21 protein-coding genes and 1 rRNA gene are annotated in these 26,943 nt (G+C 71.9%); 18 read left to right on the top strand and 4 right to left on the bottom strand.

Features of this window, described 5'->3' with window-relative positions:
* Nucleotides 1-136: 136 nt before the first annotated feature.
* The 3 genes from rrf (at nt 137) to J7E88_RS31525 (ending at nt 2,513) form a co-directional block, all read left to right on the top strand.
* Nucleotides 137-253 (top strand): 5S ribosomal RNA (rrf, locus tag J7E88_RS31535).
* 218 nt (nt 254-471) lie between these two features.
* The gene (locus J7E88_RS31530; protein ID WP_215186854.1) at nt 472-1,314 is read left to right on the top strand and encodes a hypothetical protein; all 843 of its coding nucleotides are present in this window, start codon (nt 472-474) and stop codon (nt 1,312-1,314) included.
* A 386-nt stretch (nt 1,315-1,700) separates the two neighbouring features.
* Entirely contained in the window at nt 1,701-2,513 is an 813-nt protein-coding gene (locus J7E88_RS31525; RefSeq protein WP_308307676.1) for a tetratricopeptide repeat protein, read from the top strand.
* A 96-nt stretch (nt 2,514-2,609) separates the two neighbouring features.
* Here J7E88_RS31525 and J7E88_RS31520 read toward each other — a convergent pair whose 3' ends face one another.
* On the bottom strand, nt 2,610-3,893 hold the full coding sequence (locus tag J7E88_RS31520) for a DUF1015 family protein (RefSeq protein WP_215186853.1): 1,284 nt from the start codon (nt 3,891-3,893) through the stop codon (nt 2,610-2,612).
* A 71-nt stretch (nt 3,894-3,964) separates the two neighbouring features.
* On the opposite strand from J7E88_RS31520, the gene J7E88_RS31515 reads away from it, so the two are divergent.
* The 4 genes from J7E88_RS31515 to J7E88_RS31500 all read left to right on the top strand — a co-directional run bounded on the left by J7E88_RS31515 (nt 3,965) and on the right by J7E88_RS31500 (nt 8,054).
* The gene (locus tag J7E88_RS31515; RefSeq protein ID WP_215186852.1) at nt 3,965-4,993 is read left to right on the top strand and encodes an HAD hydrolase-like protein; all 1,029 of its coding nucleotides are present in this window, start codon (nt 3,965-3,967) and stop codon (nt 4,991-4,993) included.
* Between the two features lie 117 nt (nt 4,994-5,110).
* The gene (locus J7E88_RS31510; RefSeq protein WP_251023503.1) at nt 5,111-6,160 is read left to right on the top strand and encodes an iron chelate uptake ABC transporter family permease subunit; all 1,050 of its coding nucleotides are present in this window, start codon (nt 5,111-5,113) and stop codon (nt 6,158-6,160) included.
* Nucleotides 6,157-7,197: an iron chelate uptake ABC transporter family permease subunit gene (locus J7E88_RS31505; protein ID WP_215186851.1), complete on the top strand. Its 1,041-nt coding sequence runs from the start codon at nt 6,157-6,159 to the stop codon at nt 7,195-7,197. The genes J7E88_RS31510 and J7E88_RS31505 overlap by 4 nt, the downstream gene beginning before the upstream one ends.
* Before the next feature lie 56 nt (nt 7,198-7,253).
* Entirely contained in the window at nt 7,254-8,054 is an 801-nt protein-coding gene (locus J7E88_RS31500) for an ABC transporter ATP-binding protein (RefSeq protein WP_215186850.1), read from the top strand.
* Nucleotides 8,055-8,229: 175 nt separating this feature from the next.
* On the opposite strand, the gene J7E88_RS31495 is transcribed toward J7E88_RS31500, so the two are convergent.
* Nucleotides 8,230-8,577 (bottom strand): SCP2 sterol-binding domain-containing protein, encoded by a 348-nt coding sequence (locus J7E88_RS31495; RefSeq protein ID WP_215186849.1) that lies wholly within the window; start codon nt 8,575-8,577, stop codon nt 8,230-8,232.
* A gap of 42 nt (nt 8,578-8,619) precedes the next feature.
* On the opposite strand from J7E88_RS31495, the gene J7E88_RS31490 reads away from it, so the two are divergent.
* From J7E88_RS31490 to J7E88_RS31470, 5 genes are all read left to right on the top strand, one after another.
* Nucleotides 8,620-8,907, top strand: a complete 288-nt coding sequence (locus tag J7E88_RS31490; protein ID WP_215186848.1) for a hypothetical protein — start codon at nt 8,620-8,622, stop codon at nt 8,905-8,907.
* A 7-nt stretch (nt 8,908-8,914) separates the two neighbouring features.
* Complete coding sequence (locus tag J7E88_RS31485; protein WP_215186847.1) at nt 8,915-9,730, top strand: TlyA family RNA methyltransferase; 816 nt, start codon at nt 8,915-8,917, stop codon at nt 9,728-9,730.
* Nucleotides 9,727-10,659, top strand: coding sequence for an NAD kinase (locus J7E88_RS31480; protein WP_215186846.1), 933 nt, complete (start codon nt 9,727-9,729; stop codon nt 10,657-10,659). Before J7E88_RS31485 ends, J7E88_RS31480 begins: the two co-directional genes overlap by 4 nt.
* Nucleotides 10,660-10,754: 95 nt before the next feature.
* Nucleotides 10,755-12,473 carry a DNA repair protein RecN gene (gene recN / locus J7E88_RS31475; protein ID WP_215186867.1) on the top strand — a complete coding sequence of 573 codons (1,719 nt, stop codon included), beginning with the start codon at nt 10,755-10,757 and terminating at the stop codon, nt 12,471-12,473.
* Between the two features lie 200 nt (nt 12,474-12,673).
* Entirely contained in the window at nt 12,674-13,750 is a 1,077-nt protein-coding gene (locus J7E88_RS31470; protein ID WP_215186845.1) for a glycosyltransferase family 4 protein, read from the top strand.
* 824 nt (nt 13,751-14,574) lie between these two features.
* Here J7E88_RS31470 and J7E88_RS31465 read toward each other — a convergent pair.
* Nucleotides 14,575-16,197, bottom strand: a complete 1,623-nt coding sequence (locus J7E88_RS31465) for a PucR family transcriptional regulator (protein WP_215186844.1) — start codon at nt 16,195-16,197, stop codon at nt 14,575-14,577.
* A 44-nt stretch (nt 16,198-16,241) separates the two neighbouring features.
* Nucleotides 16,242-18,044 (bottom strand): glycoside hydrolase family 15 protein, encoded by a 1,803-nt coding sequence (locus tag J7E88_RS31460; protein ID WP_215186866.1) that lies wholly within the window; start codon nt 18,042-18,044, stop codon nt 16,242-16,244.
* A gap of 482 nt (nt 18,045-18,526) precedes the next feature.
* Between J7E88_RS31460 and J7E88_RS31455 the strand changes: the two genes are divergently transcribed.
* From J7E88_RS31455 to J7E88_RS31430, 6 genes are all read left to right on the top strand, one after another.
* Complete coding sequence (locus J7E88_RS31455; protein WP_215186843.1) at nt 18,527-20,188, top strand: CTP synthase; 1,662 nt, start codon at nt 18,527-18,529, stop codon at nt 20,186-20,188.
* A gap of 87 nt (nt 20,189-20,275) precedes the next feature.
* Nucleotides 20,276-20,902 carry an NUDIX hydrolase gene (locus J7E88_RS31450; protein ID WP_215186842.1) on the top strand — a complete coding sequence of 209 codons (627 nt, stop codon included), beginning with the start codon at nt 20,276-20,278 and terminating at the stop codon, nt 20,900-20,902.
* A 264-nt stretch (nt 20,903-21,166) separates the two neighbouring features.
* Nucleotides 21,167-23,206 carry a tetratricopeptide repeat protein gene (locus J7E88_RS31445; protein WP_215186841.1) on the top strand — a complete coding sequence of 680 codons (2,040 nt, stop codon included), beginning with the start codon at nt 21,167-21,169 and terminating at the stop codon, nt 23,204-23,206.
* Nucleotides 23,207-23,349: 143 nt separating this feature from the next.
* On the top strand, nt 23,350-24,465 hold the full coding sequence (gene ald / locus J7E88_RS31440) for an alanine dehydrogenase (RefSeq protein ID WP_215186840.1): 1,116 nt from the start codon (nt 23,350-23,352) through the stop codon (nt 24,463-24,465).
* Nucleotides 24,466-24,870: 405 nt separating this feature from the next.
* The gene (locus J7E88_RS31435) at nt 24,871-26,016 is read left to right on the top strand and encodes a ParA family protein (protein ID WP_374196347.1); all 1,146 of its coding nucleotides are present in this window, start codon (nt 24,871-24,873) and stop codon (nt 26,014-26,016) included.
* Entirely contained in the window at nt 26,001-26,549 is a 549-nt protein-coding gene (locus J7E88_RS31430) for a hypothetical protein (protein ID WP_308307675.1), read from the top strand. Before J7E88_RS31435 ends, J7E88_RS31430 begins: the two co-directional genes overlap by 16 nt.
* Nucleotides 26,550-26,943 lie beyond the last annotated feature (394 nt).

Raw genomic sequence — 26,943 nt, 5'->3', positions numbered from 1 at the left:
TACTAATAGGCCGAGGGCTTGACCTCATTTGCTCGCGTCCACTGTGTGGTTCCCGGGTTGCGAACAGTCGCACCGGTTGAACCAAGTTTCACTTATTAATTGAAGAGTGTGCTTGTTCGCTAGAACCCGATAGGGTTTCGGTGGTCATAGCGTTAGGGAAACGCCCGGTTACATTCCGAACCCGGAAGCTAAGCCTTTCAGCGCCGATGGTACTGCAGGGGGGACCCTGTGGGAGAGTAGGACGCCGCCGAACAATCTTTGGAGGACCCTTGGTCCAGCGTTCACGCTGGACCAAGGGTCCTTTTTGTTTTGCTGATATGCCGAAGCGCGGTCGATGGCCGACTGCGCGAGAATGACTGTGGTACCCGAAGACAGGAGTCACGCCGATGTCCACCAACTCTCCCGACGATCGTCCGGAGCGCGAGCCGCGTCGCAGGGACGGTGGTGACAGGGGAGGATTCCGCGGCGGTCGTGACGACCGGGACCGCGGGCCTCGTCGTGACAACGACCGCGGTGAGCGCGGTGGATACCGCGGCTCCCGCGACGACCGCGGCGGTCGCCCCGCCGGCGGCGCAGGCGGCGGCTTCCGCCGTGACGACCGCGACAGGGGACCGCGCCGCGACGACGAACGCGGTGGACACGGCGGCCCGCGTGACGACCGTGGTGGCCGTCCCGCCGGCGGCGGGTTCCGTCGTGACGATCGGCCGCGTGACGATCGCCAGGGTGGCGGCTTCCGCCGTGACGACCGTCGCGATGACAGGCGTGACGACCGCCGGGACGATCGCCGTGACAGTGGTGACCGTGGCGGGTTCCGTCGCGATGACCGGCCGCGTGACGACCGTGGTGGCCGTCCCGCCGGCGGTGGCTTCCGTCGTGATGATCGGCCGCGTGACGACCGCCAGGGTGGCGGCTTCCGCCGCGACGACCGTCCGGGCGGGAGCTTCCGGCGGGATGACGACCGCGGTGGGTACCGCGGACCCCGCGACGACCGTGGTGGACGCCCCGCTGGGGGCGGCGGTTACGGCCGTCGCGACGACCGCCAGGGCGGCGGCTTCCGCCGTGACGACGAGCGTGGCGGCGGCTTCCGTCGCGATGACGAGCGTGGTGGCGGCTTCCGTCGCGATGACAGGCGTGACGACCGCCGGGACGATCGCCGTGACAGTGGTGACCGTGGCGGGTTCCGTCGCGATGACCGGCCGCGTGACGACCGTGGTGGCCGTCCCGCCGGCGGCGGGTTCCGTCGTGACGACCGGCCGCGTGACGATCGCCAGGGTGGTGGCTTCCGTCGTGACGACCGCCGCGACGACCGTCTGACTGGTGGTTTCCGGCGCGACGACAGGCGTGACGACCGCCGGGACGATCGCCGTGACAGTGGTGACCGTGGTGGCTTCCGTCGTGACGATCGGCCGCGTGACGACCGTGGTGGCCGCCCCGCCGGCGGTGGCTACGGGCGCCGTGACGACCGTCCCGGTGGTGGCTTCCGCCGCGACGACCGGCGGGACAGCGGCGACCGGGGCGGCTTCCGCGGTCCACGCCGCGACGACAGGCGTGACGACCGCCGTGACGACCGCGGTGGTTACCGAGGCCGCGACGACCGTGGCGGATTCGGCCGGCGCGACGACCGGGACCGTCCCGACCGTGAGCCCATCAAGCGTCTGCCGATCCCCGATGACGTCACGGGCGACGAGATCGACAAGGACGTGCGTCAGGAGCTGCAGAGCCTTCCGAAGGGTCTCGCCGAGGACGTCGCCAGGAACCTCGTCATGGTCGCGAACCTGATCGACGAAGACCCCGAGCAGGCCTACGCCTACTCCCGCGTGGCGCTGCGCCTCGCCTCCCGTGTGGCCGCCGTGCGCGAGGCCGCCGGCTTCGCGGCGTACGCGACGCAGAAGTACTCCGAGGCGCTGGCCGAGTTCCGGGCGGCGCGGCGGATGACCGGCAGTGTGGAGCTGTGGCCCGTCATGGCCGACTGCGAGCGCGGTCTTGGCCGTCCAGAGCGGGCGCTGGCGATGGCCGGTGAGCCCGAGGTGCAGAAGCTGGACAAGGCCGGCCAGGTCGAGATGCGGCTCGTCGCCGCTGGGGCGCGCAGGGACATGGGGCAGCTGGAGGCCGCCATCGTGACCCTGCAGAGTCCCGAGCTGGCCTCGAACTCCGTCCAGCCGTGGACCGCGCGGCTGCGGTACGCGTACGCCGACGCACTTCTCGCCGCCGGACGCGAGGGTGAGGCGCGTGAGTGGTTCGCCAAGGCGCTGGAGGCCGACAAGGACGGCGCGACCAACGCCTCCGACCGGCTGGCCGAGATCGACGGGGTCGAGTTCGTCGATGCGATCGTCGACCTCGACGAGACCCATGAGGACGAGGCCGAGGCGGACGAGACCCATGAGGACGAGGCCGAGGCGGACGAGCACCTCGACGAGCACAAGGGCGGTTCCCAGGCCTCCGGCCAGGCCGCGGAGCCGGGTGACACCGGTGCCGCGGGGGACGTCGCCGCGCAGGACGAGGCGCCGGAGTAGGTCCGCCGAGTAGGCGGTAGCAGCGGTAGCAGTGATGCGTGAGGGCGGTACCCCGGCCGGGGTACCGCCCTCACGTGAAGGTGCTATATGTGGATCTCAGTCCAGATCGAGGCTCCGCAGCACCAGGCCGGTCGCCGGCTTCGGGCCGAACGAGGTCGACTTGCGCGGCATCGTGACGCCTTCGCGCGCCAGGTCGCGGACGACGTCCTCCCGTACCGGGTGCATCAAGACCGCGGTGCCGCCGTCCCGTTCGGCCTGGGTGACCGCGGCCAGGCTGTCGTGGATGTAGGTGATGTGCTCCGGGGTGTCAGGGATCCGCCAGAGGCGGTCCAGCATCGTGGCGTGGAGCACCGTCGCGTCCAGCGTGCGCCACGCCGCCGGACGTCCGCCGGGCACGGTGTCGGCGAGCAGCTCCGGATCCGGGCGGTCCACGAGATGGAAGCGGCCGTCGCCGGCGAGCAGGAAGGCGTTTCCCTCCGCGGCCGCCTCGGCGAGAGCGTCGAGGGCCTGCTGCAGCGAAACGTCCAGGCCGCGAACGCGGAACGAGCCGTCGAGCGCGGCCAGGGCGTCGGCGACCGGCAGCCGCCGCAGCAGCCGGTGGATCGCCCGCACCTGTAGCGGATAGCGGGCCGTGTCCACGAGCAGGACCAGGCCGTAGTCCCAGGGGCCCGGTGACGTCGTGTGCTCCGCGCGCAGCCGCAGATAGGTCGCCCAGCGATGATGGCCGTCCGCAATGAGAGCCTGATGGCTGCTCAGGTCCAGGCGGATCTCGCCCAGTTCGGCAGGGTCGGTGACCGACCACAGTCGGTGGCTGAAGCCGTCCTCGGTGGTGGTGGCGAGCACCGGCGGGCACAGGCTGGTGCGTTCGATGACGGCGCCCGTCCCGGAGAGCTCGCCGCCGCTGCGGTAGGCGAGGAGCAGCGGTTCGAGGTTGGCCGCGGTGCTGCGCATCAGGGCGGCGCGGTCGGCGACGACCTCCGGCATCACGTCCTCGTGCGGGAGGACGACGCCGTCGGAGGGTTCGGACAGGGCCAGCGCCCCGATGACGCCGCGCTGCAGCAGATCGCCCTTGCGCTGCTCGTACACGTACAGGGCGGGCTCGGGGTCCGCGGCCATGACGCCTTCGGCGAGCCACCGCGACAGGGTCTCGGCGGCCTGCCGGTGGCGGTCCTCCGGCAGGGCGGCCTGGGGCAGGATCAGACGCACGATGTTGTGCGGATCCGCCGATTCCAGGTGGTGCAGGCCGTCGGGCCTGACCACCACGTCGTAGGGCGGTGAGGTCACGGCGGCGAGGCTGCCCACCCGCTCGGGGACGTAGCGCAGTCCGCGGAACGGGATCAGGTGCAGACCGTCATGGGCCGCAGGACCTTCGTTGTTCATCTGGGCATCGTATGTGTCGGTGGCCATGAGCGATGATCGGGGGAGTGGACCCGAGCAAGGAGCGGAAACGGATGAGTCAGCAGGGCACGAACCGGCCGGGTGGCAGCGCGATCGCGCTGAGCGAGGCGTACGACACGGCCCTGCTCGACCTCGACGGGGTGGTGTATGCGGGCGGGGAGGCGATCGCGTACGCCGTCGAGTCGCTGGCGACGGCCCGCGCCGGCGGAATGCATCTCGCGTATGTGACGAACAACGCGCTGCGCACCCCGGACGCCGTGGCCGCGCACCTGACCGAACTCGGCATCCCCACCGCCCCCGGCGATGTGATCACCTCCGCGCAGGCGGTGGCGCGGCTGATCTCCGAGCAGGTTCCGGCCGGTTCACGAGTGCTGGTCGTGGGCGGTGAAGGGCTGCGGGTGGCGCTGCGCGAGCGCGGGCTCGAACCGGTGGAGTCGGCGGACGACGGCCCGGTGGCCGTGGTGCAGGGGTACGGGGGGCCGGATCTGGCGTGGGGCCGCTTCGCCGAGGCGTGCTACGCCATCGCTCGGGGCGTGCCGTGGTTCGCGTCCAACACCGACCTGACGATTCCCGGTGCCCGCGGAATCGCGCCCGGGAACGGTGCGGCGGTCGAGGTCGTGCGGATCGCGACCGGTGCCGAGCCCCGGATCGCGGGCAAGCCGCTGCCGCCGATGCACAGGGAGACGATCCTGCGGACAGGAGCCGAGCGGCCGCTGGTGGTCGGGGACCGTCTGGACACCGACATCGAGGGCGCGTTCAACGGGGGCGTGGACTCGCTCCTCGTCCTGACCGGGGTCACGGATGCGGCCCAGTTGCTGGCGGCCGTGCCGTCGCACCGGCCCACGTACATCGACGCCGATCTGCGCGGCATGCTGACGTCGCAGCGCGAAGTGACCGAGGCGGACGGGGAGTTCCGCTGCGGCGGCTGGAGCGCGGCGGTCCGCGGCGACGAGCTGGTGCTGGACGGGGAGGGAACGCCGCTGGACGGGCTGCGGGCGTTGTGCGGTGCCGCGTGGACGTACGCCGGGGACGGCTCGTGCACGCTCGACGCGGGGAAGGTGCTGGCCCGCCTGGAGTTGTAGCCCCGAGTCGGTGCCGAGCTGGTGCCGAGCCGACGTCGGCCGGCGGAGTCGGCCCACGTGGGACTGCCTTGAGCCGACCCAGGCCGTGATGAGAGGTTAGGCTAACCTAACCGCGTGTTGGTCGAGAGCCCCCCGAGTCACAGCGCGGAGCCGATATCCGCACCCAACAGCCCCAGGCGTCACGCCCTGCGTGCCGTCGGGCTGCTGGTGTCGGTTGTCATCCTGCTGCTTGTCTGCGTCGCGAGCATCGCCGTGGGCGCCAAGTCGATCCCGGTGTCCGACGTGTGGGACGGCCTGTTCCACAACACGGGCTCCGGGAACGACGCCATCATCCGCGACGTACGCGTGCCGCGGACGCTGCTCGGTCTGATCGTCGGGGCCGCGCTCGGCCTGTCCGGAGCGGTCATGCAGGCATTGACCCGCAACCCCCTCGCGGAACCCGGCCTGTTGGGCGTCAACGCGGGAGCGGCGGCCGCGGTCGTCTCGGCCATCAGCTTCCTGGGTGTCACCTCGCTCACCGGATACGTATGGTTCGCGTTCGCCGGGGCCGCGGTCGTCTCCGCCGCGGTGTACGTCCTGGGCGGCAGCCGCAGCGCCACCCCGGTGCGGCTCGCGCTGGCCGGCACCGCCGCGACGGCCGCCCTGTACGGGTACATCAACGCCGTCCAGCTGCTGGATTCGGCGGCGCTCGACCGGCTGCGGTTCTGGACCGTCGGCTCGCTGGCTTCGGCCGAGACGGGCACCGTCACCAAGGTTCTGCCGTTCGTCGCCGTCGGCACGGTGCTGTCGCTGCTGCTGGCCAGGCCGCTGAACGCGATGGAGATGGGCGACGACACCGCCCGCTCCCTGGGCGCCCATCTGAACCGCACCCGCGTCCTCTCGATGGTCGCTGTCACCCTGCTCTGCGGTGCCGCGACGGCCGCATGCGGCCCCATCGTCTTCGTCGGGCTGATGATCCCGCACGCCGTGCGGGCCGTCACGGGCCCCGACATGCGCTGGATCCTGCCGTACGCCGCGGTGCTCGCGCCCGTCCTGCTGCTCGGCGCGGACATTGTCGGCCGGGTCGTCACACGGCCCTCCGAACTGCAGGTCGGGATCGTCACCGCGCTGATCGGCGGCCCCGTCTTCATCCAGCTCGTACGCCGCAAGAGGATGGCCCAGCTGTGAACACCCCGGTGAAAACGATACGCACACCCGGAGGGTTCTCCGTCCGGCTCGACCCGCGGGCAGCGGCCGTCGTCGTGACGCTCGCCGCGGCCGCCGCGACCGCGGCCGTAGTGCTCATCGGCAGCGGTGACTTCCCGATGTCGTTCGGCGACGTCGTCGACACGCTCCTCGGAAGCGGCACCGCCGCACAGGAGTTCATCGTCCAGGAGCTGCGGCTGCCGCGTGTGCTCGTCGCCGTCCTCGTCGGGGCGTCGCTCGCCCTCAGCGGCGCGATCTTCCAGTCCCTGTCCCGCAATCCGCTCGGCAGCCCCGATGTGATCGGGTTCGGACAGGGGGCGACCGTCGGCGCACTCACCGTCATCGTGCTCTTCGAGGGCGGCTCGCTCGCCGTGTCCGGCGGCGCGGTCGCCGGCGGACTGCTCACCGGCGTCCTCGTCCACCTGCTCGCGTGGAAGCGCGGGATGCAGGGCTTCCGGCTCGTCCTCGTCGGCATCGGCGTCGCGGCCGTGCTCACCGCGGTCATCCACTTCCTGGTCACCAAGGCAAACCTGGTCGACGCCACCCGCGCCACGCTCTGGATGACCGGCTCCCTCGACGGACGCGACTGGGCCCAGGTCCTGCCGCTGCTGATCATGTGCGCCGTGCTGATGCCGGTGGTCATCGCGTACGGACGGCCGCTGCGGATGCTGGAGATGGGCGACGACGCGGCGTACGCGCTGGGCGTGCCCGTCGAACGCACCCGGATCGTGCTGATGGCCGCCGGTGTGCTGTTCATCGCCGTCGCCACCGCCGCCGCGGGACCGATCTCCTTCGTGGCCCTCAGCGCTCCGCAGCTCGCCCGCCGTCTGACCCGCTCGCCCGGTCCCAACCTCGCCGCGGCGGCCGTGATGGGCTCGGCGCTGCTGCTCGTCGCGGACTGGGCGGCCACGAACACCTTCACCGACCGCCGGCTGCCCGTGGGCGTGGTCACCGGTGTCCTCGGCGGCTGCTACCTGCTCTGGCTGCTCATCACCGAACGCAAGGCCGGACGGATATGAGCCCTGCCGCCGCACCCTCTCAGAAGTCCCCTCAGAACGCCGGGAGTACGACCACCATGCAGCGTCTCACCGCGGAATCGGTCACCCTCGCCTACGACCAGCGGGTCATCGCCGAGAACCTCTCGGTGGAGATTCCCGACCGTTCCTTCACGGTGATCGTCGGCCCCAACGCCTGCGGCAAGTCCACCCTGCTGCGCGCCCTGTCCCGGATGCTCAAGCCGTCCCAGGGCCGGGTCCTGCTCGACGGGCAGACCATCCACTCGCTGCCCGCCAAGAAGGTCGCCAGGACGCTCGGTCTGCTGCCGCAGTCGTCGATCGCTCCCGACGGCATCACCGTCGCCGATCTCGTCGGCCGCGGGCGCTACCCCCACCAGGGCCTGCTGCGGCAGTGGTCGGCCGACGACGAGCGGATCGTCCAGGAGTCGATGGCGGCCACGGGCGTCGGCGCGCTGGGCGACCGTTACGTGGACGAGCTCTCGGGTGGTCAGCGCCAGCGCGTGTGGATCGCGATGGCGCTTGCGCAGCAGACGCCGCTACTGCTGCTCGACGAGCCGACGACGTACCTGGACATCCAGCACCAGCTGGAGGTGCTCGACCTGTGCGCGGAGCTGCACGAGTCGCAGGGCCGCACGCTGGTCGCCGTGCTCCACGACCTCAACCAGGCGGCGCGCTACGCCACCCACCTGATCGCGCTCCGCGACGGCAAGGTCGTCGCGGAGGGCGCGCCGGGTGACGTGGTCACGGCGGAGCTGGTGGCGGAGGTCTTCCAAGTGAAGAGCCAGGTCATCGAGGACCCGGAGTCGGGGACACCGCTGGTCGTGCCGTTCGCGCGCAGGCGCGCGGCGACGGTGTCCTGAAGCTGTCCCTCAGGCGCTGCCGACCGCGGGTGCCTCGTGTCCTGACCGGCGTCGCTCCCAGGTGCTGCCGACCGCTGGTGCCCGGTGCCTGACCGGCGTCGCTCCAGGTGCTGCCGACTGTGGACTGCGCCTGGGGAACCCGGGAGACGTGGAGCGGGCCGCAGCGCCCGCGGCGTCACAGCAGCGAGCGCAGGCGCAGCAGATCCCGGAAGCCCGCCTCCAGCCTGACCCGGCCCGATGCCCACGCCTTCGCGAAATGCAGCTCGCCGTCGACCATCGCCACCAGATCGTCGCCCGTCATCGCCAGGCGGATCTCCGCCTTCTCCCGCGGCGGGCCCACCAGGGTGTGCGTCACCACGATCCGGCCGTCCTGGAGACGGCCGGCGAACGTGGTGTCCAGGTCAGTGACGTGGCAGCTGAGGGAACGGTCCAGCGCAGCCGCACCGCGTACGTCGCCGTCCGCGTTCGCCAGGTTGTCCGAGAGTTTTTCGAGTGCGCCGAGGCACTCCTGCGTCGTGGCCATCGTGATCGACGGTACCGCAGGGCTTCGCGGTAGCGTCTGGGCATGAGCGACTCGATGCCGGGCCAGGACCAGCCCGTACAGCAGACGGAGTCGGAGCAGGCGCCCGACCCCGCGGCGCCCGCGCCGCTCGGCGTGCAGCGCACACCCACCGGCCACGCCGAGGTGGACGCCCTGCTGGAGAGACTGGCCGATGCCGACCACCTCGCCGCCGACGGACACCTGGAGGTGTACGAGGATGTACACCGGGGCCTGCGGGACGCGCTGACCGCGCTCGACACCCGCCCGGGACCGCAGCCCCCGCACCATCCGCCGCACGACCACAGGAGCTGAACCCACCGTGGCAGGAGTCGCCCGCCGCCGTCTCGACGCCGAGCTGGTACGCCGCAAGCTCGCGCGCTCGCGCGAGCACGCCGCCCAGCTGATCGCCGCCGGGCGGGTCAGCGTCGGTGGCAACACCGCGACCAAGTCCGCCACCCAGGTCGAGACGAGTGCGGCGATCGTCGTCGCCTCGGACGACAGCGACCCGGACTACGTGTCCCGTGGCGGGCACAAGCTGGCGGGCGCGCTGGCCGCCTTCGTACCCCTCGGCCTGAAGGTCGAAGGGCGCCGGGCGCTGGACGCGGGCGCGTCGACCGGCGGTTTCACCGACGTGCTGCTACGCGAGGGCGCCGCGCACGTCGTCGCCGTGGACGTCGGCTACGGGCAGCTCGCCTGGTCCCTGCAGAGCGATGAACGCGTGACCGTCAAGGACCGTACCAACGTGCGAGAAATGACGTTGGAGACGATCGACGGAGTGCCGGTGGACCTGGTGGTGGGCGATCTGTCCTTCATTCCGCTCGGGCTCGTTCTGCCGGCCATGGTGCGCTGCACCGCGCCCGACGCGGACCTCGTCCTGATGGTCAAGCCGCAGTTCGAGGTGGGCAAGGAGCGCCTCGGCAGCGGCGGAGTGGTGCGCAGCCCCGAGCTGCGCGCCGAAGCGGTGAAGGCCGTGGCCGAGCGGGCGCGGGGGCTCGGCCTCGGAGTACTGGGGGTCACCGCGAGCCCGCTTCCGGGCCCCTCAGGGAACGTCGAATACTTTCTGTGGCTCCGGGCCGGGGCGCCCGAACTCGATCCGGCGGACGTTGACCGTGCAGTGGCGGAGGGACCTCGTTGACCACGACAGAAGTGACCACGACAGCGGCCAGAACCCGCGTACGCACCGTTTTCCTGCTTGCTCACACCGGCCGGCCGGCGGCGATCCGCAGCGCCGAACTCGTCGTGCAGGGGCTGCTGCGCAACGGCATCGACGTGCGCGTACTGGAGGCCGAGGCGGCGGATCTGCCGCTGCCCGCCTCCGTCGAGACCGTGCCCGACGCGACGCCCGAGGTGCTCGACGGCTGTGAGCTGCTGATCGTGCTCGGCGGCGACGGGACGCTGCTGCGCGGGGCCGAGTTCGCCCGTGCCTCGGGCGTGCCGATGCTCGGCGTCAACCTGGGACGGGTGGGCTTCCTCGCCGAGGCGGAACGCGACGACCTCGACAGGGTGGTCGACCGGGTCGTCACCCGCGCCTACGAGGTCGAGGAGCGCATGACCCTCGACGTTGTGGTGCACAGCAACGGCGACATCGTGCACCGGGACTGGGCTCTGAACGAGGCCGCCGTCCAGAAGGTCTCGCCCGAGCGCATGCTCGAGGTCGTCCTGGAGATCGACGGGCGTCCCGTGACCGGCTTCGGCTGCGACGGCATCGTCTGCGCGACCCCGACGGGCTCCACCGCGTACGCCTTCTCGGCCGGCGGACCGGTGGTGTGGCCCGAGGTCGAGGCGCTGCTTATGGTGCCGATCAGCGCCCACGCCCTGTTCGCGAAGCCGCTGGTGACCTCGCCGACGTCGACCCTCGCCGTCGAGGTCCAGCCGCACACCCCGCACGGAGTGCTGTGGTGCGACGGCCGCCGGACCGTGGAACTGCCCGCGGGCGCTCGCGTCGTCGTCCGCCGCGGAGCCGTTCCGGTACGCCTCGCCCGGCTGCACCACGCGTCGTTCACGGACCGGCTGGTGGCCAAGTTCGCCCTGCCGGTGTCCGGTTGGCGGGGCGCGCCGCACTGAGCGCGCTCCGCTTTGCCCGGGAGAGTGAATGGGTGGCCGGGGTCCGTCGCGCGGCGGCCCCCGGACCTCGTAAGGTCATGACCGTGTTGGAGGAGATGCGGATACGGTCGCTCGGGGTCATCGACGACGCGGTCGTCGAGCTGTCGCCCGGGTTCACCGCGGTGACCGGCGAGACGGGCGCGGGCAAGACGATGGTCGTCACCAGCCTCGGGCTGCTGCTCGGCGGGCGTGCCGACCCTGCCCTGGTGCGGATCGGCGCGAAATCGGCGGTGGTGGAGGGGCGGATCAGAGTGTCCGCCGACGCGCCCGCCGCGCTGCGCGCGGAGGAGGCCGGGGCCGAGCTCGATGAGGGCACGCTGCTGATCAGCCGGACCGTTTCCGCGGAGGGGCGCTCGCGTGCCCATCTGGGCGGGCGTTCCGTGCCGGTCGGCATGCTGTCCGAGCTCGCCGACGAACTCGTCGCGGTCCACGGTCAGACCGATCAGCAGGGCCTGCTGCGCCCCGCCCGCCAGCGGGAGGCGCTCGACCGCTACGCGGGCGACGCCGTCACCGGCCCGCACGCGAAGTACGCGGCCGCCTACCGTCGGCTGCGCGCCGTCGCGGCGGAGCTGGACGAGCTGACCACGCGCGCCCGTGAACGCGCCCAGGAAGCGGATCTGCTGCGTTTCGGCCTCGACGAGATCGCGGCCGTCGAGCCGCGGTCCGGCGAGGACGTCGAGCTCGCGGCCGAGGCGGAGCGGCTCGGGCACGCCGAGGCCCTCGCCTCCGCTGCGTCCGTCGCGCACGCTGCCCTCGCGGGCAACCCCGAGGACCCCGAAGCCGTGGACGCGACCACCCTGGTCGCCGGTGCGGGGCGGGCCCTGGACGCCGTACGGGCCCACGACCCGGCCCTGGCCGCGCTCGCGGACCGGATGGGGGAGATCTCCATCCTGCTCGGCGACGTGGCGGGCGAACTCGCCGGATATGCCGACAACCTCGATGCCGACCCGCTGCGGCTGGCGGCCGTCGAGGAGCGCCGGGCCGCGCTGACGCAGCTGACGCGCAAGTACGGCGCGGACATCGCGGCCGTGCTGGCGTGGGCGGAACAGGGCGCGGCCCGGCTCACCGAGCTCGATGGCGACGATGGCAGGATCGGCGAGCTGATCACGGAGCGTGATGCACTGCGCGGTGAACTTTCCGAGCTCGCCCAGGCATTGACGGACGCCCGCACGGAGGCCGCCGCGCGCTTCGCCGAGGCCGTCACTGAGGAGCTCGCCTCGCTCGCGATGCCGCACGCGCGTGTCTCGTTCGCGGTCCGGCAGACGGACGACCCGGACGGCGTGGAGATCGGCGGCCGTCCGGTGGCGTACGGCCCGCACGGCGCGGACGAGGTCGAGCTGCTGCTGGCCCCGCATCCGGGCGCACCTCCGCGCCCCATCGCCAAGGGCGCGTCCGGCGGTGAGCTCTCGCGGGTGATGCTCGCCGTCGAGGTAGTCTTCGCGGGCACCGACCCGGTGCCGACGTACCTCTTCGACGAGGTCGACGCGGGCGTCGGTGGCAAGGCGGCGGTGGAGATCGGGCGGCGGCTGGCGAAGCTGGCCAAGTCGGCCCAGGTGGTCGTGGTCACGCACCTGCCGCAGGTGGCCGCGTTCGCGGACCGGCAGCTGCTCGTCGAGAAGACCGACGACGGGTCGGTGACCCGGTCCGGCGTCACGGTCCTGGAGGGCGAGGACCGGGTGCGCGAGCTGTCCCGAATGTTGGCCGGCCAGGAGGACTCGGAGACGGCGAGGGCGCACGCGGAGGAACTGCTGGCGACGGCCCGCGCGGACGTCTGACCTGGGTGTCCGGGGGCTCGGGGCGGAGGGCGGCTTGCCGGACCGGTCGGCGCCCGTGGGTGTTCGCGCCCGGGAAGCCGGCGCCGGCAGGCCGGTTGATTCACCTATGTGGGTGATCCGGTCGCCGAGGACCCCGTTCCGACACAGGCACGACATGCGGACGGTGCCGGAACGTCCGTACGGACTGGCATCCTTGGCGGGTGACACAGCTGCGTACGGTCCAGGTGCTGGGCGGCGGCAGTGCGGGCAGCAGCGCGCACGTCAGGTCGCTGGCCGCCGGGCTGGTGGCGCGGGGCGTGCGGGTGACGGTGTGCGCCCCTGCCGAACTCGACCGGGAATACGACTACTTGGGATGCGGTGCGCATTTTGTGCCCGTGCCGCGCCGGAGCGACCCCCTGTCCGTGGGGATGCTCCGCGCGGCGTGCGCCGGCGCGGACGTGGTGCACGCGCACGGGCTGCACGCCGCCGTGCGCGCCTCGCTCGCGCTGAGCGGACAGGACGTGCCGCTCGTCGTCACCTGGCACACGCGCGGGCAAGGCGAGGGCGCGCGGGGCCACGTGCTGCGGCTCGTCGAACGAAGGGCCGTACGGGCGGCAGCCGTTGTGTTCGCCACCTGCTCGGAGCTCGTGGACAGGGCCCGTGAGCGCGGCGCCCGCGACGCCCGGCTCGCACCACTTGCCACCCCGCGCGGCTGCGCGCCGTTCGGCCTGCCGGACAAGAAGCGCGCCGAACTGGGCGTGGTCGAGCGGCCGTTGCTCATCTCTGTCGGCAGCCTTGACGAGCACCGCGGTTACGGCGTGCTGCTCGACGCGGCCCTCCGGTGGCGTGCCCTGGACCCGGCGCCGCTGCTCATGATCGCGGGTGAGGGGCCCCAGCGGGCGTTGCTGCAACGGCGTATCGACGAGGAGGACCTGCGCGTACGGCTCCTCGGCCGCCGGGACGACGCCGCCGAACTCCTTGCCGCCGCGGACCTCGCCGTCCTGCCCAGCCGCTGGGAGGCGCGCTCGGTGCTGGCGCAGGAAGCACTGCGGATGGGCGTCCCGCTGGTGGCTACGGCCGTCGGCGGCCTGCCGGAACTGGTGGGCGAAGCGGCGGTCCTCGTTCCGTACGGAGACGCGGGAGCGCTGGCGTCGGCGGTGACGGCACTCCTGGCCGACCCGTCACGCCGGGAGGACCTGGCGCGCGCGGGTCGGGCGCAGGCGGACACCTGGCCGTCGGAGGACGACACGATCGCGCAGGCACTGAGCGTGTACGACGAGGTGGCGGGCGGCAGGTGACCGCTGCGTTCTCCCCACCCCGCCCCTTCCCGAACCGGGGCTCCGCCCCGGGCCCCGTACGGCCGGAGTGGGGCACCTCCCACGCCGTCAGGCGTAGCGGGAGCGTCCTCTAACGCCGGACGGGCTGGAATTGCCGCTCCGCGGCACCCTCCTGCTCCGCAGCACTGTCCGGCCGGGCGGGTGCGGGCTTCGGTACGAGCCGCGCAAGTGGGTCGAGTTGAGCAGACTCAGCTCCGGCGGCACCCTCCGGCTCCGCAACACCGTCTGGCTCTCCCGCGGGCTTCGGTGCGTGGCTGCGCAAGCGGGTGGAGTTGAGCGGACTCAGCGTCGCCGGCACCCCGCAGCACCCTCCAGCGCCCGCATCACCGTCCGGCTTGCGCGGCTTCGGTGCGTGGCTGCGCAGGCGTGTCGAGTGCGAGCTCAGCTGGGCCGGTGCCTTGCAGCTCCGCAGTACCGTCCGGCCTGTGCGCGTGTGTCGAGTGAGAGCGCAGATCCGCTGAGAGCGCAGCTCGGCCGGTGCCCTCCAGCCCCGCAGCACCATCCGGCCTGTGCGGGCGTCGGTATGTGGCTGCGCAGCGCGTCAAGGGAACGCGGCTTGGCCGGTAACCTCCGGCCAAGCCGCGGTTTGGGGCGGGGGAGTGGGGCTGTGCCCCGGAATTCAGCCCGGCCGGGTTTGAGGCGCGGGGTTCGGGGCGAGCCCCGACGGGGGCTTGGTGCGGCCGGTTCGGGACGAGCCCCGACGGGGGCGTTGGGCGTGGCGGGTTCGGGCGAGCCCCGACGGCGGCGTGGGGTGCAAGAGCCCCCAGTCGGCCGCGCCCCGCCCCTCAGGGCACGTGCCGCCGTGCCCGCAGGGCGAGGCTCAGGGAGAGCACCGTTTCCGGGTCGTCCAGGTCCGTGCCCAGCAGTTCGCCGATCCGCGCCAGCCTGTTGTACAGCGTCTGCCGGTTGAGATGCAGTTCCCGGGCCGTCTCCGCCTTGCGGCCCGCGTGGGCGAGATACGTCTCCAGCGTCGGGAGCAGCGGCGGGCGCGACGAGGCGTCGTGCGCCCGCAGGGGGCCGATCGCGCGGTCCACGAACGCCGCCAGGTCGGGGTGCTCGCGCAGGCGCCACAGCAGCAGGTCGATGTCCAGGCGGCGGGCGTCGTACCAGGGGCGGTCGCTCAGACCGCGCGCCGCCGTCGCCGTCTCGGCCGCGTGCCGCAGCCCCGCGCCCGCCGTGGCCCAGCCGCCCGCCACGCCTACCACGACGACCGGCGGGTGCGCACCTGCCCGCTCAAGACCCGCCCGTTCGACTCCTGTGCGCAGCGCGTCGGCGACGCGGCCCGCGACCGCCGCCCGCTCGTCTTCCGTCCGGAGGCCGACGAGGAGTGGGACGCGGCCCTCCACGGGGCGTACGCCGAGGAGGACCGGCACACCCAGTGAGGCGAGGGCGTCGGACACGGCCCGCGCGAGCACGGCCCAGTTGCCTGTCGGCGTCAGCTCGGCCGCGAGCCGCATCACCACCGGCAGCAGCGGTCCCGAGCCCGGCTTGAAACCGAGCACCCGGGCCTGTGCCGGGGCGTCGTCGGGGGCGATGCGGCCCTCGGCGAGATCGGTCAGGAAGTCGCCACGGCCACGGGCCGCGAGCTCCTCCTCCTGGCGGGCCTGCATGAGGACGACGGCGAGCGATGCCGCCGCGCGCTCCGCGGCGATGCGGTGCACGGGCAGCAGCGGGGACGACACCGCCAGCAGGACCAGCCGCGCACGCACCGCGCCCGTGCCCCGGCCGCCGCCGGGCACGTCCACCAGGACGGCGTTGGTCGGCGGCCCGTCATGGCGCCCGCCACGCAGCCCTTCCCACATCTGGAGCGGGTCGGCGACGGCCGCCTCGTCACCGGGTCTGTCAGCCGCGTACAGCAGCTGCCCGTCGGGCGTCTCCAGGAAGACCGGGTCGCCCGTGAAGGAGGCGAGGATGCCGAGCACCCGGGGGACCCCGCCGCCGCCCAGCAGCGCCTCGGTGCACCGCCGGTGCACTTCTTCGGCCTGGCGCAGCAGGGCGTAGTGGCCGTTGACGATCTCGGTGTGGATCTCCTCGGTGACCGTCACGAACGGCACCTCGCGGTGCAGCTGCACCAGAGGCATTCCGCAGGCTCGGGCGGTCTCCATGATCGCGGCGGGCAGCCGCGTGAACCTCGACCCCAGTTCGACGACCAGCGCCGCGATCCCGCGCTCGGCGAGCCGGTGCACGAAGGCCCGCTGCTCGGCCGGTCTGGTGCCCAGCCCCAGACCGGTCGTCAGCAGCAGTTCGCCGCCCTTGAGCAGGGAGGCGATGTTGGGAACTTCACCGGCGTGCACCCAGCGGACCGTGCGGTCGAGCCGGTCCGCCCCGGCGAGCACCTCCGGCAGTCCGCTGCGCAGCCCGGGCAGCTCCAGCGCCCGCTGCACGGTGATGCCGCCCTGCGTTTCCATGGCTGCGGACGCTACAGGGGCGGCACATCCACGGACAACACGGATCAGCCCCCGTACGCGCCCGATGCCGTCAGCCGCAGCGCGGTGTCGATCAGCGGAACATGGCTGAACGCCTGCGGGAAGTTGCCCACCTGCCGCTGGAGCCGCGGGTCCCACTCCTCAGCGAGCAGCCCGAGGTCGTTGCGCAGGGCGAGCAGCTTCTCGAACAGCTTGCGCGCCTCGTCGACCCGGCCGATCATCGCCAGGTCATCGGCCATCCAGAACGAGCACGCCAGGAACGCGCCCTCGTCACCGGGCAGGCCGTCGACGCCCTTGTGCGCGCCCTCCGTCGGGTAGCGCAGGATGAAACCGTCCGAGGTCGACAGCTCGCGCTGGATCGCCTCGATCGTGCCGATGACACGCTTGTCGTCCGGCGGCAGGAAGCCCATCTGCGGGATCAGCAGCAGCGAGGCGTCCAGCTCCTGCGAGCCGTAGGACTGGGTGAAGGTGTTGCGTTCCTTGTCGTAGCCCTTCTCGCAGACGTCCCGGTGGATCTCCTCGCGCAGTTCGCGCCAGCGGTCCAGCGGACCGTCGGCGTCGCCGGACTCGATGAGCTTGATCGTGCGGTCGACGGCGACCCAGGCCATCACCTTGGAGTGCACGAAGTGCCGGCGCGGGCCGCGGACCTCCCAGATGCCCTCGTCGGGCTGGTCCCAGTGCTTCTCCAGGTACTGGATCAGCTTCAGCTGGAGCAGCGAGGCGTAGTCGTTGCGCGCGAGGCCGGTCATGTGCGCGAGGTGCAGGGCCTCGGTGACCTCGCCGTAGACGTCGAGCTGCAGCTGGTGTGCGGCACCGTTGCCGACCCGGACAGGGCTCGATCCCTCGTAGCCCGGCAGCCAGTCCAATTCGGCTTCGCCCAGCTCCCGTTCACCGGCGATCCCGTACATGATCTGCAGGTTCTCCGGGTCGCCTGCGACCGCGCGCAGCAGCCACTCGCGCCAGGCGCGGGCCTCCTCGCGGTAGCCGGTGCGCAGCAGCGACGACAGGGTGATGGCCGCGTCGCGCAGCCAGGTGTAGCGGTAGTCCCAGTTCCGCACGCCGCCGATGTCCTCGGGAAGCGAGGTCGTCGGCGCCGCGACGATGCCGCCGGTCGGGGCGTACGTCAGGGCCTTCAGCGTGATCAGCGAACGGACGACGGCCTCGCGGTACGGCCCGTGGTACGTGCAGTGATCGACCCATTCCCGCCAGAAGTCGGTGGTCGCCTCCAGCGAGCCCTCCGGGTCCGGGAGCGCAGGCTGCTCCTTGTGCGAGGGCTGCCAGCTGATCGTGAACGCGATCCGGTCACCGGGCGCGACCGTGAAGTCCGAGTAGGTGGTCAGGTCCTTGCCGTACGTGTCGACCTCGGTGTCCAGCCACACCGAGTCGGGACCGGCGACGGCGACCGTACGGTTGTCGATCTTGTGCACCCACGGCACCACACGCCCGTAGCTGAACCGCATGCGCAGCTGGGAGCGCATCGGCACCCGGCCGCTGACGCCCTCCACGATCCGGATCAGCTGGGGCGCACCGTCACGGGGCGGCATGAAATCGGTCACGCGGACCGTGCCGCGCGGCGTGTCGAACTCCGATTCGAGGATCAGCGAGTCGCCGCGGTACCGGCGCCGGTCGGCGCTCGGCGGTGCGTCGTTCACGCTGTACGCCGGTCCAAGCCGCCAGAAACCGTGCTCCTCGTTGCCGAGGAGCCCGGCGAAGCTGGCATGCGAGTCGAAGCGGGGCAGGCACAGCCAGTCGACCGTGCCGTCCCGGCAGACCAGTGCTGCGGTCTGCATGTCTCCGATGAGTGCGTAATCCTCGATGCGCCCGGCCACGTGCATCTCCAGTCGAACGGCCACGTCCGCCCCGCGGGGCGCTTACTGCGGTCAAGGGTCGTTGACGAGCCGCGGTACCCCAAACACCACAGTGGCACCGTCGCGACCCGCATGGTGTGGGGGGCGCCGGATTTTTCCGGGTGACGGGGCTCGGTGGTACGGGTCGACCGGCCCGGCTCGGCAGCGAGTGTCCGAGCAGGATACGACGCACGCAAGTGATACGCGCAGGTGTCCGGACAACGTGACTGCGCCGAACGAGCGAGCGGCAGGTGAGGTGCGGTGAACGGCCCCTGGCGGGATCGGGCGCGTCGCCGCTTGCGGCCGGAAGCGGCCGTGCCCCGTCGCTGATACCCTGGTACCCCGTGGACCGGTGGCCGTCCCGGATTCGAGAAGGCCCCGAAACCGCAGCGACGGCACCCCCGAATCCGGGTGGGACGCCGGTACGCACACCACCACGCGACCACGGGAGCCCCCTCTTGGCGATGCCGCCCAAAACCATGACGACCAAGCACATCTTCGTCACCGGGGGTGTCGCCTCCTCCCTCGGCAAGGGCCTCACGGCCTCCAGCTTGGGCGCGCTGCTCAAGGCGCGGGGCCTGAGGGTCACCATGCAGAAGCTCGACCCGTACCTGAACGTCGACCCGGGCACCATGAACCCGTTCCAGCACGGTGAGGTGTTCGTCACCAACGACGGGGCCGAGACCGATCTGGACATCGGCCACTACGAGCGCTTCCTCGACGTCGACCTCGACGGCTCGGCGAACGTCACCACCGGCCAGGTGTACTCGCAGGTCATCGCCAAGGAGCGGCGCGGGGAGTACCTCGGCGACACCGTCCAGGTCATCCCGCACATCACCAACGAGATCAAGTCCCGCATCCGCCGCATGGCCACCGACGACGTCGACGTGGTGATCACCGAGGTCGGCGGCACGGTCGGCGACATCGAGTCGCTGCCCTTCCTGGAGACCGTCCGCCAGGTCCGCCACGAGGTCGGCCGGGACAACGTCTTCGTCGTGCACATCTCGCTCCTGCCCTACATCGGCCCGTCCGGTGAGCTGAAGACCAAGCCGACGCAGCACTCGGTCGCCGCGCTGCGCAACATCGGCATCCAGCCCGATGCGATCGTGCTGCGTGCCGACCGCGATGTGCCGACCGCGATCAAGCGCAAGATCTCGCTGATGTGCGACGTCGACGAGGCCGCGGTCGTCGCCGCCATCGACGCCAAGTCGATCTACGACATCCCGAAGGTGCTGCACACCGAGGGCCTGGACGCGTACGTCGTGCGCAAGCTCGACCTGCCGTTCCGCGACGTCGACTGGACGACCTGGGACGACCTGCTGGACCGCGTCCACAACCCCGACCACGAGGTCACCGTCGCGCTGGTCGGCAAGTACATCGACCTGCCCGACGCGTACCTGTCCGTGACCGAGGCGATGCGCGCCGGCGGCTTCGCGAACAAGGCCCGCGTCAAGGTCAAGTGGGTCACCTCCGACGACTGCAAGACGCAGGCGGGCGCGCAGAAGCAGCTCGGCGACGTGGACGCGATCGTGATCCCCGGCGGCTTCGGCGAGCGTGGTGTGGACGGCAAGGTCGGCGCCATCCGCTGGGCGCGGGAGAACAAGGTCCCGCTGCTCGGTCTGTGCCTGGGCCTGCAGTGCATCGTGATCGAGGCCGCCCGCAACCTGGCCGAGATCCCGGACGCCAACTCCACCGAGTTCGACGCCGCGACCGCGCACCCGGTGATCTCCACCATGGAGGAGCAGCTGGCGTACGTGGAGGGTGCGGGCGACCTGGGCGGCACCATGCGGCTCGGCCTGTACCCGGCGAAGCTCGCGGAGGGCTCGATCGTGCGCGAGGTCTACGCGGACCAGCCGTACGTCGAGGAGCGCCACCGCCACCGCTACGAGGTGAACAACGCCTATCGCGCGGAGCTGGAGAAGAAGGCGGGCATCCTCTTCTCCGGCACCTCCCCCGACAACAAGCTCGTCGAGTACGTCGAGTACCCGCGCGAGGTGCACCCCTACCTGGTCGCCACCCAGGCGCACCCGGAGCTGCGCTCGCGCCCGACCCGTCCGCACCCGCTGTTCGCCGGTCTGGTGAAGGCGGCCGTGGAGCGGCAGCAGGCGGGCGAGCAGGGCAGGTAACCCGCAGGCGATACCGTTGACCGGGGTACGGACCACGACGGTTCCGTGCCCCGGTTTCCGTTTGCGCGTGGTGGAAGGACGCTTTCGATGACCATCAAGGACACGCCCGAGGAGTGGCGGGTCACCGCGACCGGGACACCGTTCCGCGGCAACAAGACGAGTGTCCGCACCGACGACGTGGTCATGCCCGACGGGTCGGTCGTCAAGCGCGACTACCAGGTGCACCCGGGGTCGGTCGCCGTCCTCGCCCTCGACGACGAGGGCCGGGTCCTGGTGCTGCGCCAGTACCGACACCCCGTACGCCACAAGCTGTGGGAGATCCCGGCCGGGCTGCTGGACGTCCCCGGCGAGAACCCGCTGCACGCGGCACAGCGGGAGCTGTACGAGGAGGCGCACGTCAAGGCCGAGGACTGGCGGGTGCTGACCGACATCTACACCACCCCCGGCGGCTGCGACGAGGCCGTACGGATCTTCCTGGCGCGTGACCTGTCCGAGGCGGACGGCGAACGCTTCGAGGTCGCCGAGGAAGAGGCCGACATGGAGCTGGCCCGGGTGCCTCTGGAGGACCTGGTCCGCGCGGTGCTCGCCGGGGAGCTGCACAACACCTGCCTGGTCGTCGGCGTCCTGTCGGCGGTGGCGGCGCGCGCGGGCGAGGGCTTCGACGCACTGCGCGGGCCGGAGGCACCCTGGCCCGCCCGTCCGTTCGAGGCGTGACGCAGATACGGCGCCGGGCCCGGCCGGCAGGCAGGCACGAGAGCGAGTCCGCGGACCCGCGCACGTGCGAGCGGCGTGGTGCGCGTGGTGGCTGACGCACAATCAGCACCGACTGTGTGACGATCCGCTGATCCGATCGAGCGATCGCGGTGTCGCGCCCGGCCGCTCCGGGCCGTTCGTCGCAGAGCGTGAACTACGCTCGAACCGCCCGTGCGGAGCCCCCGGCGGGCTCGGCTCGTGCGCGGACGGACTGGAGCGTGGCCCGTGACGGATCAGGCGCTGGACTTGGGCGGCTCCGACCGGGCGGATGCCGTCCGCCCCGGCTCCGGTGACCGGTTCCACGGCCGGCAACGCGAACTCAAGTCACTGCACGCCGACATCGAACGCGCCGGACTCGACACCCTCGCCGGCCGCAAGGCCGCCCGCGCCCGCGTCCTCCTCATCGCCGGACGCCCCGGTTCCGGGCGTACCGCCCTCGCCGAGGAACTGGCCGGGCAGCTCGCCGACCGCTACCCGGACGGCATCCTGCGGGTCCGGCTGGCCGAGCCCGGCGGGCCTCCCGTACCGCTCGACGAAGCCGCCCGGCGTCTCCTCGGCGACCTCGGCATCGCCTCGCCCCCCGGCGCCGGTGACGACGAACTGACCGAGATGGTCCGCGGGGCCCTCGCCGCACGCCGGGTGCTGCTCCTCGTCGACGAGGCCCACGACGCCGAGCACGTCGACCTGCTGCTGCCCGACAACCCCGACTGCCTGGTGGTCGCCGTCTCCGACGGCCCGCTCACCGGCATTCCCGGCGTACGCCCCTGCACCCTCGGCGGCATGGACGCCAAGTCCGCCATCGAGCTGCTCACCGCCTTCACCGGCGAGGTACGCATCACCGTCGACCCGCAGGCCGCCGAGATCGTCGCGGAGGAGTGCGGCGGCCAGCCCGCCGGGCTGATCCTCGTCGGCGGCTGGCTCGCGGCCAGGCCCGGATCCTCGGTCGCCGATGCCGCCAAGCGACTGCGGGCCCTCCCGGACGACGGCGACCAGCCGCGCGGTGCACGGCCGCTGGCCCGGGCGTTCCGGCTGGTGTACGAATCCCTGTCGCCGCCCGCCGCCCGGACACTGCGACTGCTCGCCCTGGCCCCCGCAGGCCTCGCCGACGCCCACACCGCGTCGGCCCTCGCCGGCTGCTCGGTGTCCGCCGCCCGGACCATGCTGGAGGGCTTCGCCGTGCTCGGGCTGCTGCGCCCCGCCGGGGACGGGTTCGAGGTGCCCGGCTGCCTCGCGCCCTTGCTGCGCGCGGTGGTGGAGACGAGCGAACGGCCTGCCGAGGTGCAGCTCGCCAGGGCCAGGATGCTGGAGCGGACCGTGCGCCGCCTGCAGGCGTGCCGCGCGATCACCGAGCCCGAGGGATCCCCGGCCCGCAGGAAACTCGCGGGCCTTCCCCGCGCGCTGCGTTTCCCCTCCGTGGCCGCCGCCGACGAGTGGCTGCGGTCGAACCGGCCCGTGCTGCTGGCCTCCGCGCGGCTCGCGGTGGACGACGGTGAGCTGGACACCCTCGCGCGCCGGCTGGTCGCGGCGCTGGTCAGGGCCCTCGCCGCCCACCAGGGCACGGAGGCGGCAGCGCCCGATCTGTACGGGCTCCACCAGCTGGTGCTGGATGTCGCCGAGCGCCGAGGCCTGCACCGGGAACGGGCGGCGGCGCTGCTGAACCTCGGCGACCTGGACGCCAGGAGCGGCCGCACCCACGACGCCCTCGCCCGCTACCGGGCCGCACTGGACGCCGGCCGGACGGCGAACGACGCCTACGCGACCGGCCGCGCGATGGAGTCCGTCGGCGGCGCCCACCAGGAACTGGGGGACTGGCAGCGGGCCGCCGACTGGTACGGGCGCGCACTCGCGCAGCGCCAGGCGCGCGGCGAGCGGGCCGACGAGGCCCGGCTTTACGGCCGCCTCGGGACGGTGCACACCTACGCGGGCCGCTACGGCGAGGCGCTGCGCAGCTGGCGCGCGGCGGCCGCCGGACACCGCAGGCTCGGAGACGTTTCCGCCCAGGCGCGGGCACTGAGCGAGGTGGCACGTGTACAGGAGTACGCAGGGCGGCCGGAGGAGTCGCTGCACACCTGTCGCGAGGCCGTGGACTGGGCGCGTCAGGCCGGGGACGTACGCCTGCAGGCCGCGTTGGAGCTCAGGCTGGCCGACACGCTCGACCGCCTCGGCGATCCGGCGGCGGCCCGGCTGCACCGGCTCGCTTCGGAAAGACTGCTCGGAACGGAGGCCTCCACCTACGAAATCCGTAGTCCCTCCGAGGGAGATTGATGCTTTGTAAGGCTAGACAGCGAGAAATCCTTCATTAGACTGGCTCCACCACGTCATCTCGTGGTGTGTCCCGGTGCGCCCTGTGTGCCTGGGTATCTATGGCATTGACCGAAACATTCCCTGAGCCAAGGACCGTGATCGACGTGAAGGTCGGTATCCCCCGCGAGGTCAAGAACAACGAGTTCCGGGTGGCCATCACCCCTGCCGGCGTGCACGAGCTGGTGCGCAACGGCCACAAGGTGTTCGTCGAGCAGAACGCCGGTGTCGGCTCCTCGATCACGGACGACGAGTACGTCGCCGCCGGTGCGCAGATCCTGGCCACCGCCGACGAGGTCTGGGCCACCGCCGACCTGCTGCTGAAGGTCAAGGAGCCCATCGCCGAGGAGTACCACCGCCTCCGCAAGGACCAGACCCTCTTCACCTACCTGCACCTCGCCGCCTCCCGCGAGTGCACGGACGCCCTTCTGGAGTCCGGCACCACCGCCATCGCGTACGAGACGGTGGAGACCGCGAACCGCGCGCTGCCGCTGCTCGCCCCGATGTCCGAGGTCGCGGGCCGCCTGGCCCCGCAGGTCGGCGCCTACCACCTGATGCGCTCGGCCGGCGGCCGCGGCGTGCTCCCCGGCGGCGTCCCCGGCACCCAGGCCGGCAAGGCCGTCGTCATCGGCGGCGGCGTCTCCGGCTGGAGCGCCACGCAGATCGCCGTGGGCATGGGCTTCCACGTGACCCTGCTCGACAGGGACATCAACAAGCTGCGCGAGGCCGACAAGATCTTCGGTACCAAGGTGCAGACGATCGTCTCCAACTCCTTCGAGCTGGAGAAGGCGGTCGTCGAGGCCGACCTCGTCATCGGCGCCGTTCTCATCCCGGGCGCCAAGGCCCCCAAGCTGGTCACCAACGAGCTCGTCGCCAAGATGAAGCCCGGAAGTGTCCTTGTCGACATTGCAATCGACCAGGGCGGCTGCTTCGAGGACTCGCGTCCGACCACGCACGCCGAGCCGACGTTCACCATCCACAACTCGGTCTTCTACTGCGTCGCCAACATGCCCGGCGCGGTGCCCCACACCTCCACCTACGCGCTGACCAACGCCACGCTTCCGTACATCGTGTCGCTGGCCAACAACGGCTGGGCCGAAGCGCTCCGCCGCGACGCCGCGCTGGCCAAGGGTCTCAACACCCATGACGGCAAGGTGGTTTACAAGGAGGTCGCGGAAGCGCACGGCCTCGAGAGCATCGAGCTGAGCGCGCTGCTCGGCTGACGAGTCAACCGAATTCGTCAACATCACGCGTCCGGCCGGACCTTGCCCCGCAAGGTCCGGCCGGACGTTTGTCCGCCCGGTTTGCGAGGCTCGCTCAACTCGCCTCGAACATAACCCTTTAACCGTTTCGCCCACACCTCAAACCTGCGCCCGGGAGCAAGCGAAAGAGGCTCTGCGCCCTTGACAGAGTGGTGTTCGATTGCCGACACATCGGGCCGGGTCCGGCGGATTGTGTTGCTGCGGACCGGTGACACGCCATAGAGTCGCCAACCGTCGGCATGGTGCCACGCTGACCTATCGATAAGTTTCCTGGTCACGTCCAAGGAGGTAAGACGACTTGTGAATGAGTCGACATTTACTCCTGGGGGTGGTCAACCAGGAACGGGCCCCCTGAGCCCCGGGGGCGTGGGGGGACCCCAAGCGGCGGGCAGGCACCCGTCGACCGGTTTCGAGGCTGTCGGCTCCGTCGCTGTACGCCCCTTCGCGACGCACCAGCGCACGACGCACAGGACGACACCCCACACGATGAAGATGATGGACGGCCAACACGTGAACGCCATGGCCGGCAACGAGAGTGGCCGAGAGTCCACCCACTTCGCCGCCTACGAGGAAGTCCCCGAAGGGCACTTCTACGACCCCGATGCCGAGTACGAGCCCGATCCCGAATACGCGGCCACCCTCGCGCCCGACGCCGCCCGTCAGCGCCGCGAGCGGATCGGCCCCACCGGGCGCCCCCTGCCGTACTTCCCGATCCCGGGTCCGCTGACCGACCACGGCCCCGCGAAGATCATCGCGATGTGCAACCAGAAGGGCGGCGTTGGCAAGACCACGTCGACCATCAACCTGGGCGCCGCTCTCGCGGAGTACGGACGGCGTGTGCTGCTCGTCGACTTCGACCCCCAGGGCGCGCTGTCCGTGGGCCTCGGAGTCAACCCCATGGAGCTGGACCTGACGGTCTACAACCTCCTCATGGAGCGCGGCATGTCCGCGGACGAGGTACTGCTCAAGACCGCCGTGCCCAACATGGACCTGCTGCCGAGCAACATCGATCTCTCGGCGGCGGAAGTGCAGTTGGTGAGCGAGGTCGCGCGCGAGTCGACATTGCAGCGTGCGCTGAAGCCGCTGATGTCCGACTACGACTACATCGTGATCGACTGTCAGCCCTCGCTGGGCCTGCTCACCGTCAACGCGCTGACGGCGGCTCACAAGGTGATCGTGCCCCTCGAATGCGAGTTCTTCGCCCTGCGCGGTGTCGCGCTGCTGACGGAGACCATCGAGAAGGTCCAGGAGCGGCTCAACCCCGAGCTGGAGCTCGACGGCATCCTCGCCACGATGTACGACTCCCGGACCGTGCACAGTCGCGAGGTGCTGGCGCGTGTCGTCGAGGCCTTCGACGACCACGTCTACCACACGGTGATCGGCCGGACCGTGCGCTTCCCGGAGACCACGGTCGCCGGTGAGCCCATCACCACGTACGCGTCCAATTCCGTCGGCGCCGCCGCCTACCGCCAGCTCGCCAGGGAGGTGCTCGCCCGGTGTCACGCCGAGTGAGTCTGCCCGGGGCCGACGAGCTGTTCCGTACGACCGGGGGCACGGCGCTGCAGGCGTCGACCCCGCGCAGGCAGACGAACGGTGAGCCGCGGGTGCCGGCGCCGGCGGGGGAGAGCGACCCGGCGGCGGACGGCACGCCGTCGTCCCGTTCGCAGGAGCACTCGACGCCTGCCGAGACGGAGGGTCCGCGGGAGGAACGCAGCCGGAGCACGGAGACCGCGGAGACGGCGCCGGACGCGAAGGCCCGCCGGGCGCCTGCGGGCGAGGCGCAGGCCGCGGGCGGCCCGCGCAGACGCGGGCGGGGTGCCAACCGCCGGCCCAGCGGCCGTGAACGGCACGACGAAAAGATCACGGTCTACGTCTCCGCCGAGGAACTGATGGACCTGGAGCACGCGCGGCTGGTGCTGCGCGGCGAGCACGGCCTCGCCGTCGACCGCGGGCGCATCGTCCGCGAGGCGGTGGCGGTGGTGCTGGCGGACCTGGAACAGCGGGGCGACGCGAGCATCCTGGTACGGCGCCTGCGCGGCCGCTGACGCGGTAGCCTGCGGGCCTGCACACCTGCGCCGTTCCCTGGACCACGATGCCCCCGACCGACGAAACGTCCCGCCCGCCCCACCGCCGCGCGCTGGGCCGGGGGCCGGGCGCGGGGGGCGCGCCGCGTCCCGGTTCCGATGCGGAGATTTCCCCTGCCCCGCCCTTTCCCGAAACCGGGGACGAGTCCCCGGACTCCGAGGTGCGTGCGGTGCGCGTCGCGGGCGGGGTTTCGGACCCCGCGGCCCTGCGGCGCGAGGTGGGCGAGGCACCGGAGCCGGAGCCGGGTGCGTTCCACGGCGCGGGCGGGGCCCGTGGCCCCGAGGTGCGTGCGGTGCGTGACGGCGCGGGGGTGGAGGGTTTTCGAACCGGGGACGAGTCCCCGGACTCCGAGGT

This window comes from Streptomyces sp. ISL-10 (genome assembly GCF_018614575.1).
Classification (GTDB): Bacteria; Actinomycetota; Actinomycetes; order Streptomycetales; family Streptomycetaceae; genus Streptomyces.
This window is presented reverse-complemented; position numbering and strand designations above follow the sequence as displayed.

Coding starts and splice junctions, on each gene's coding strand:
- J7E88_RS31520 (WP_215186853.1), bottom strand. CDS start 3,893: ATGAACAACGAAGGTCCTGCGGCCCATGACGGTCTGCACCTGATCCCG.
- J7E88_RS31515 (WP_215186852.1), top strand. CDS start 3,965: ATGAGTCAGCAGGGCACGAACCGGCCGGGTGGCAGCGCGATCGCGCTG.
- J7E88_RS31500 (WP_215186850.1), top strand. CDS start 7,254: ATGCAGCGTCTCACCGCGGAATCGGTCACCCTCGCCTACGACCAGCGG.
- J7E88_RS31495 (WP_215186849.1), bottom strand. CDS start 8,577: ATGGCCACGACGCAGGAGTGCCTCGGCGCACTCGAAAAACTCTCGGAC.
- J7E88_RS31490 (WP_215186848.1), top strand. CDS start 8,620: ATGAGCGACTCGATGCCGGGCCAGGACCAGCCCGTACAGCAGACGGAG.
- recN (WP_215186867.1), top strand. CDS start 10,755: ATGCGGATACGGTCGCTCGGGGTCATCGACGACGCGGTCGTCGAGCTG.
- J7E88_RS31465 (WP_215186844.1), bottom strand. CDS start 16,197: ATGGAAACGCAGGGCGGCATCACCGTGCAGCGGGCGCTGGAGCTGCCC.
- J7E88_RS31455 (WP_215186843.1), top strand. CDS start 18,527: ATGCCGCCCAAAACCATGACGACCAAGCACATCTTCGTCACCGGGGGT.
- J7E88_RS31450 (WP_215186842.1), top strand. CDS start 20,276: ATGACCATCAAGGACACGCCCGAGGAGTGGCGGGTCACCGCGACCGGG.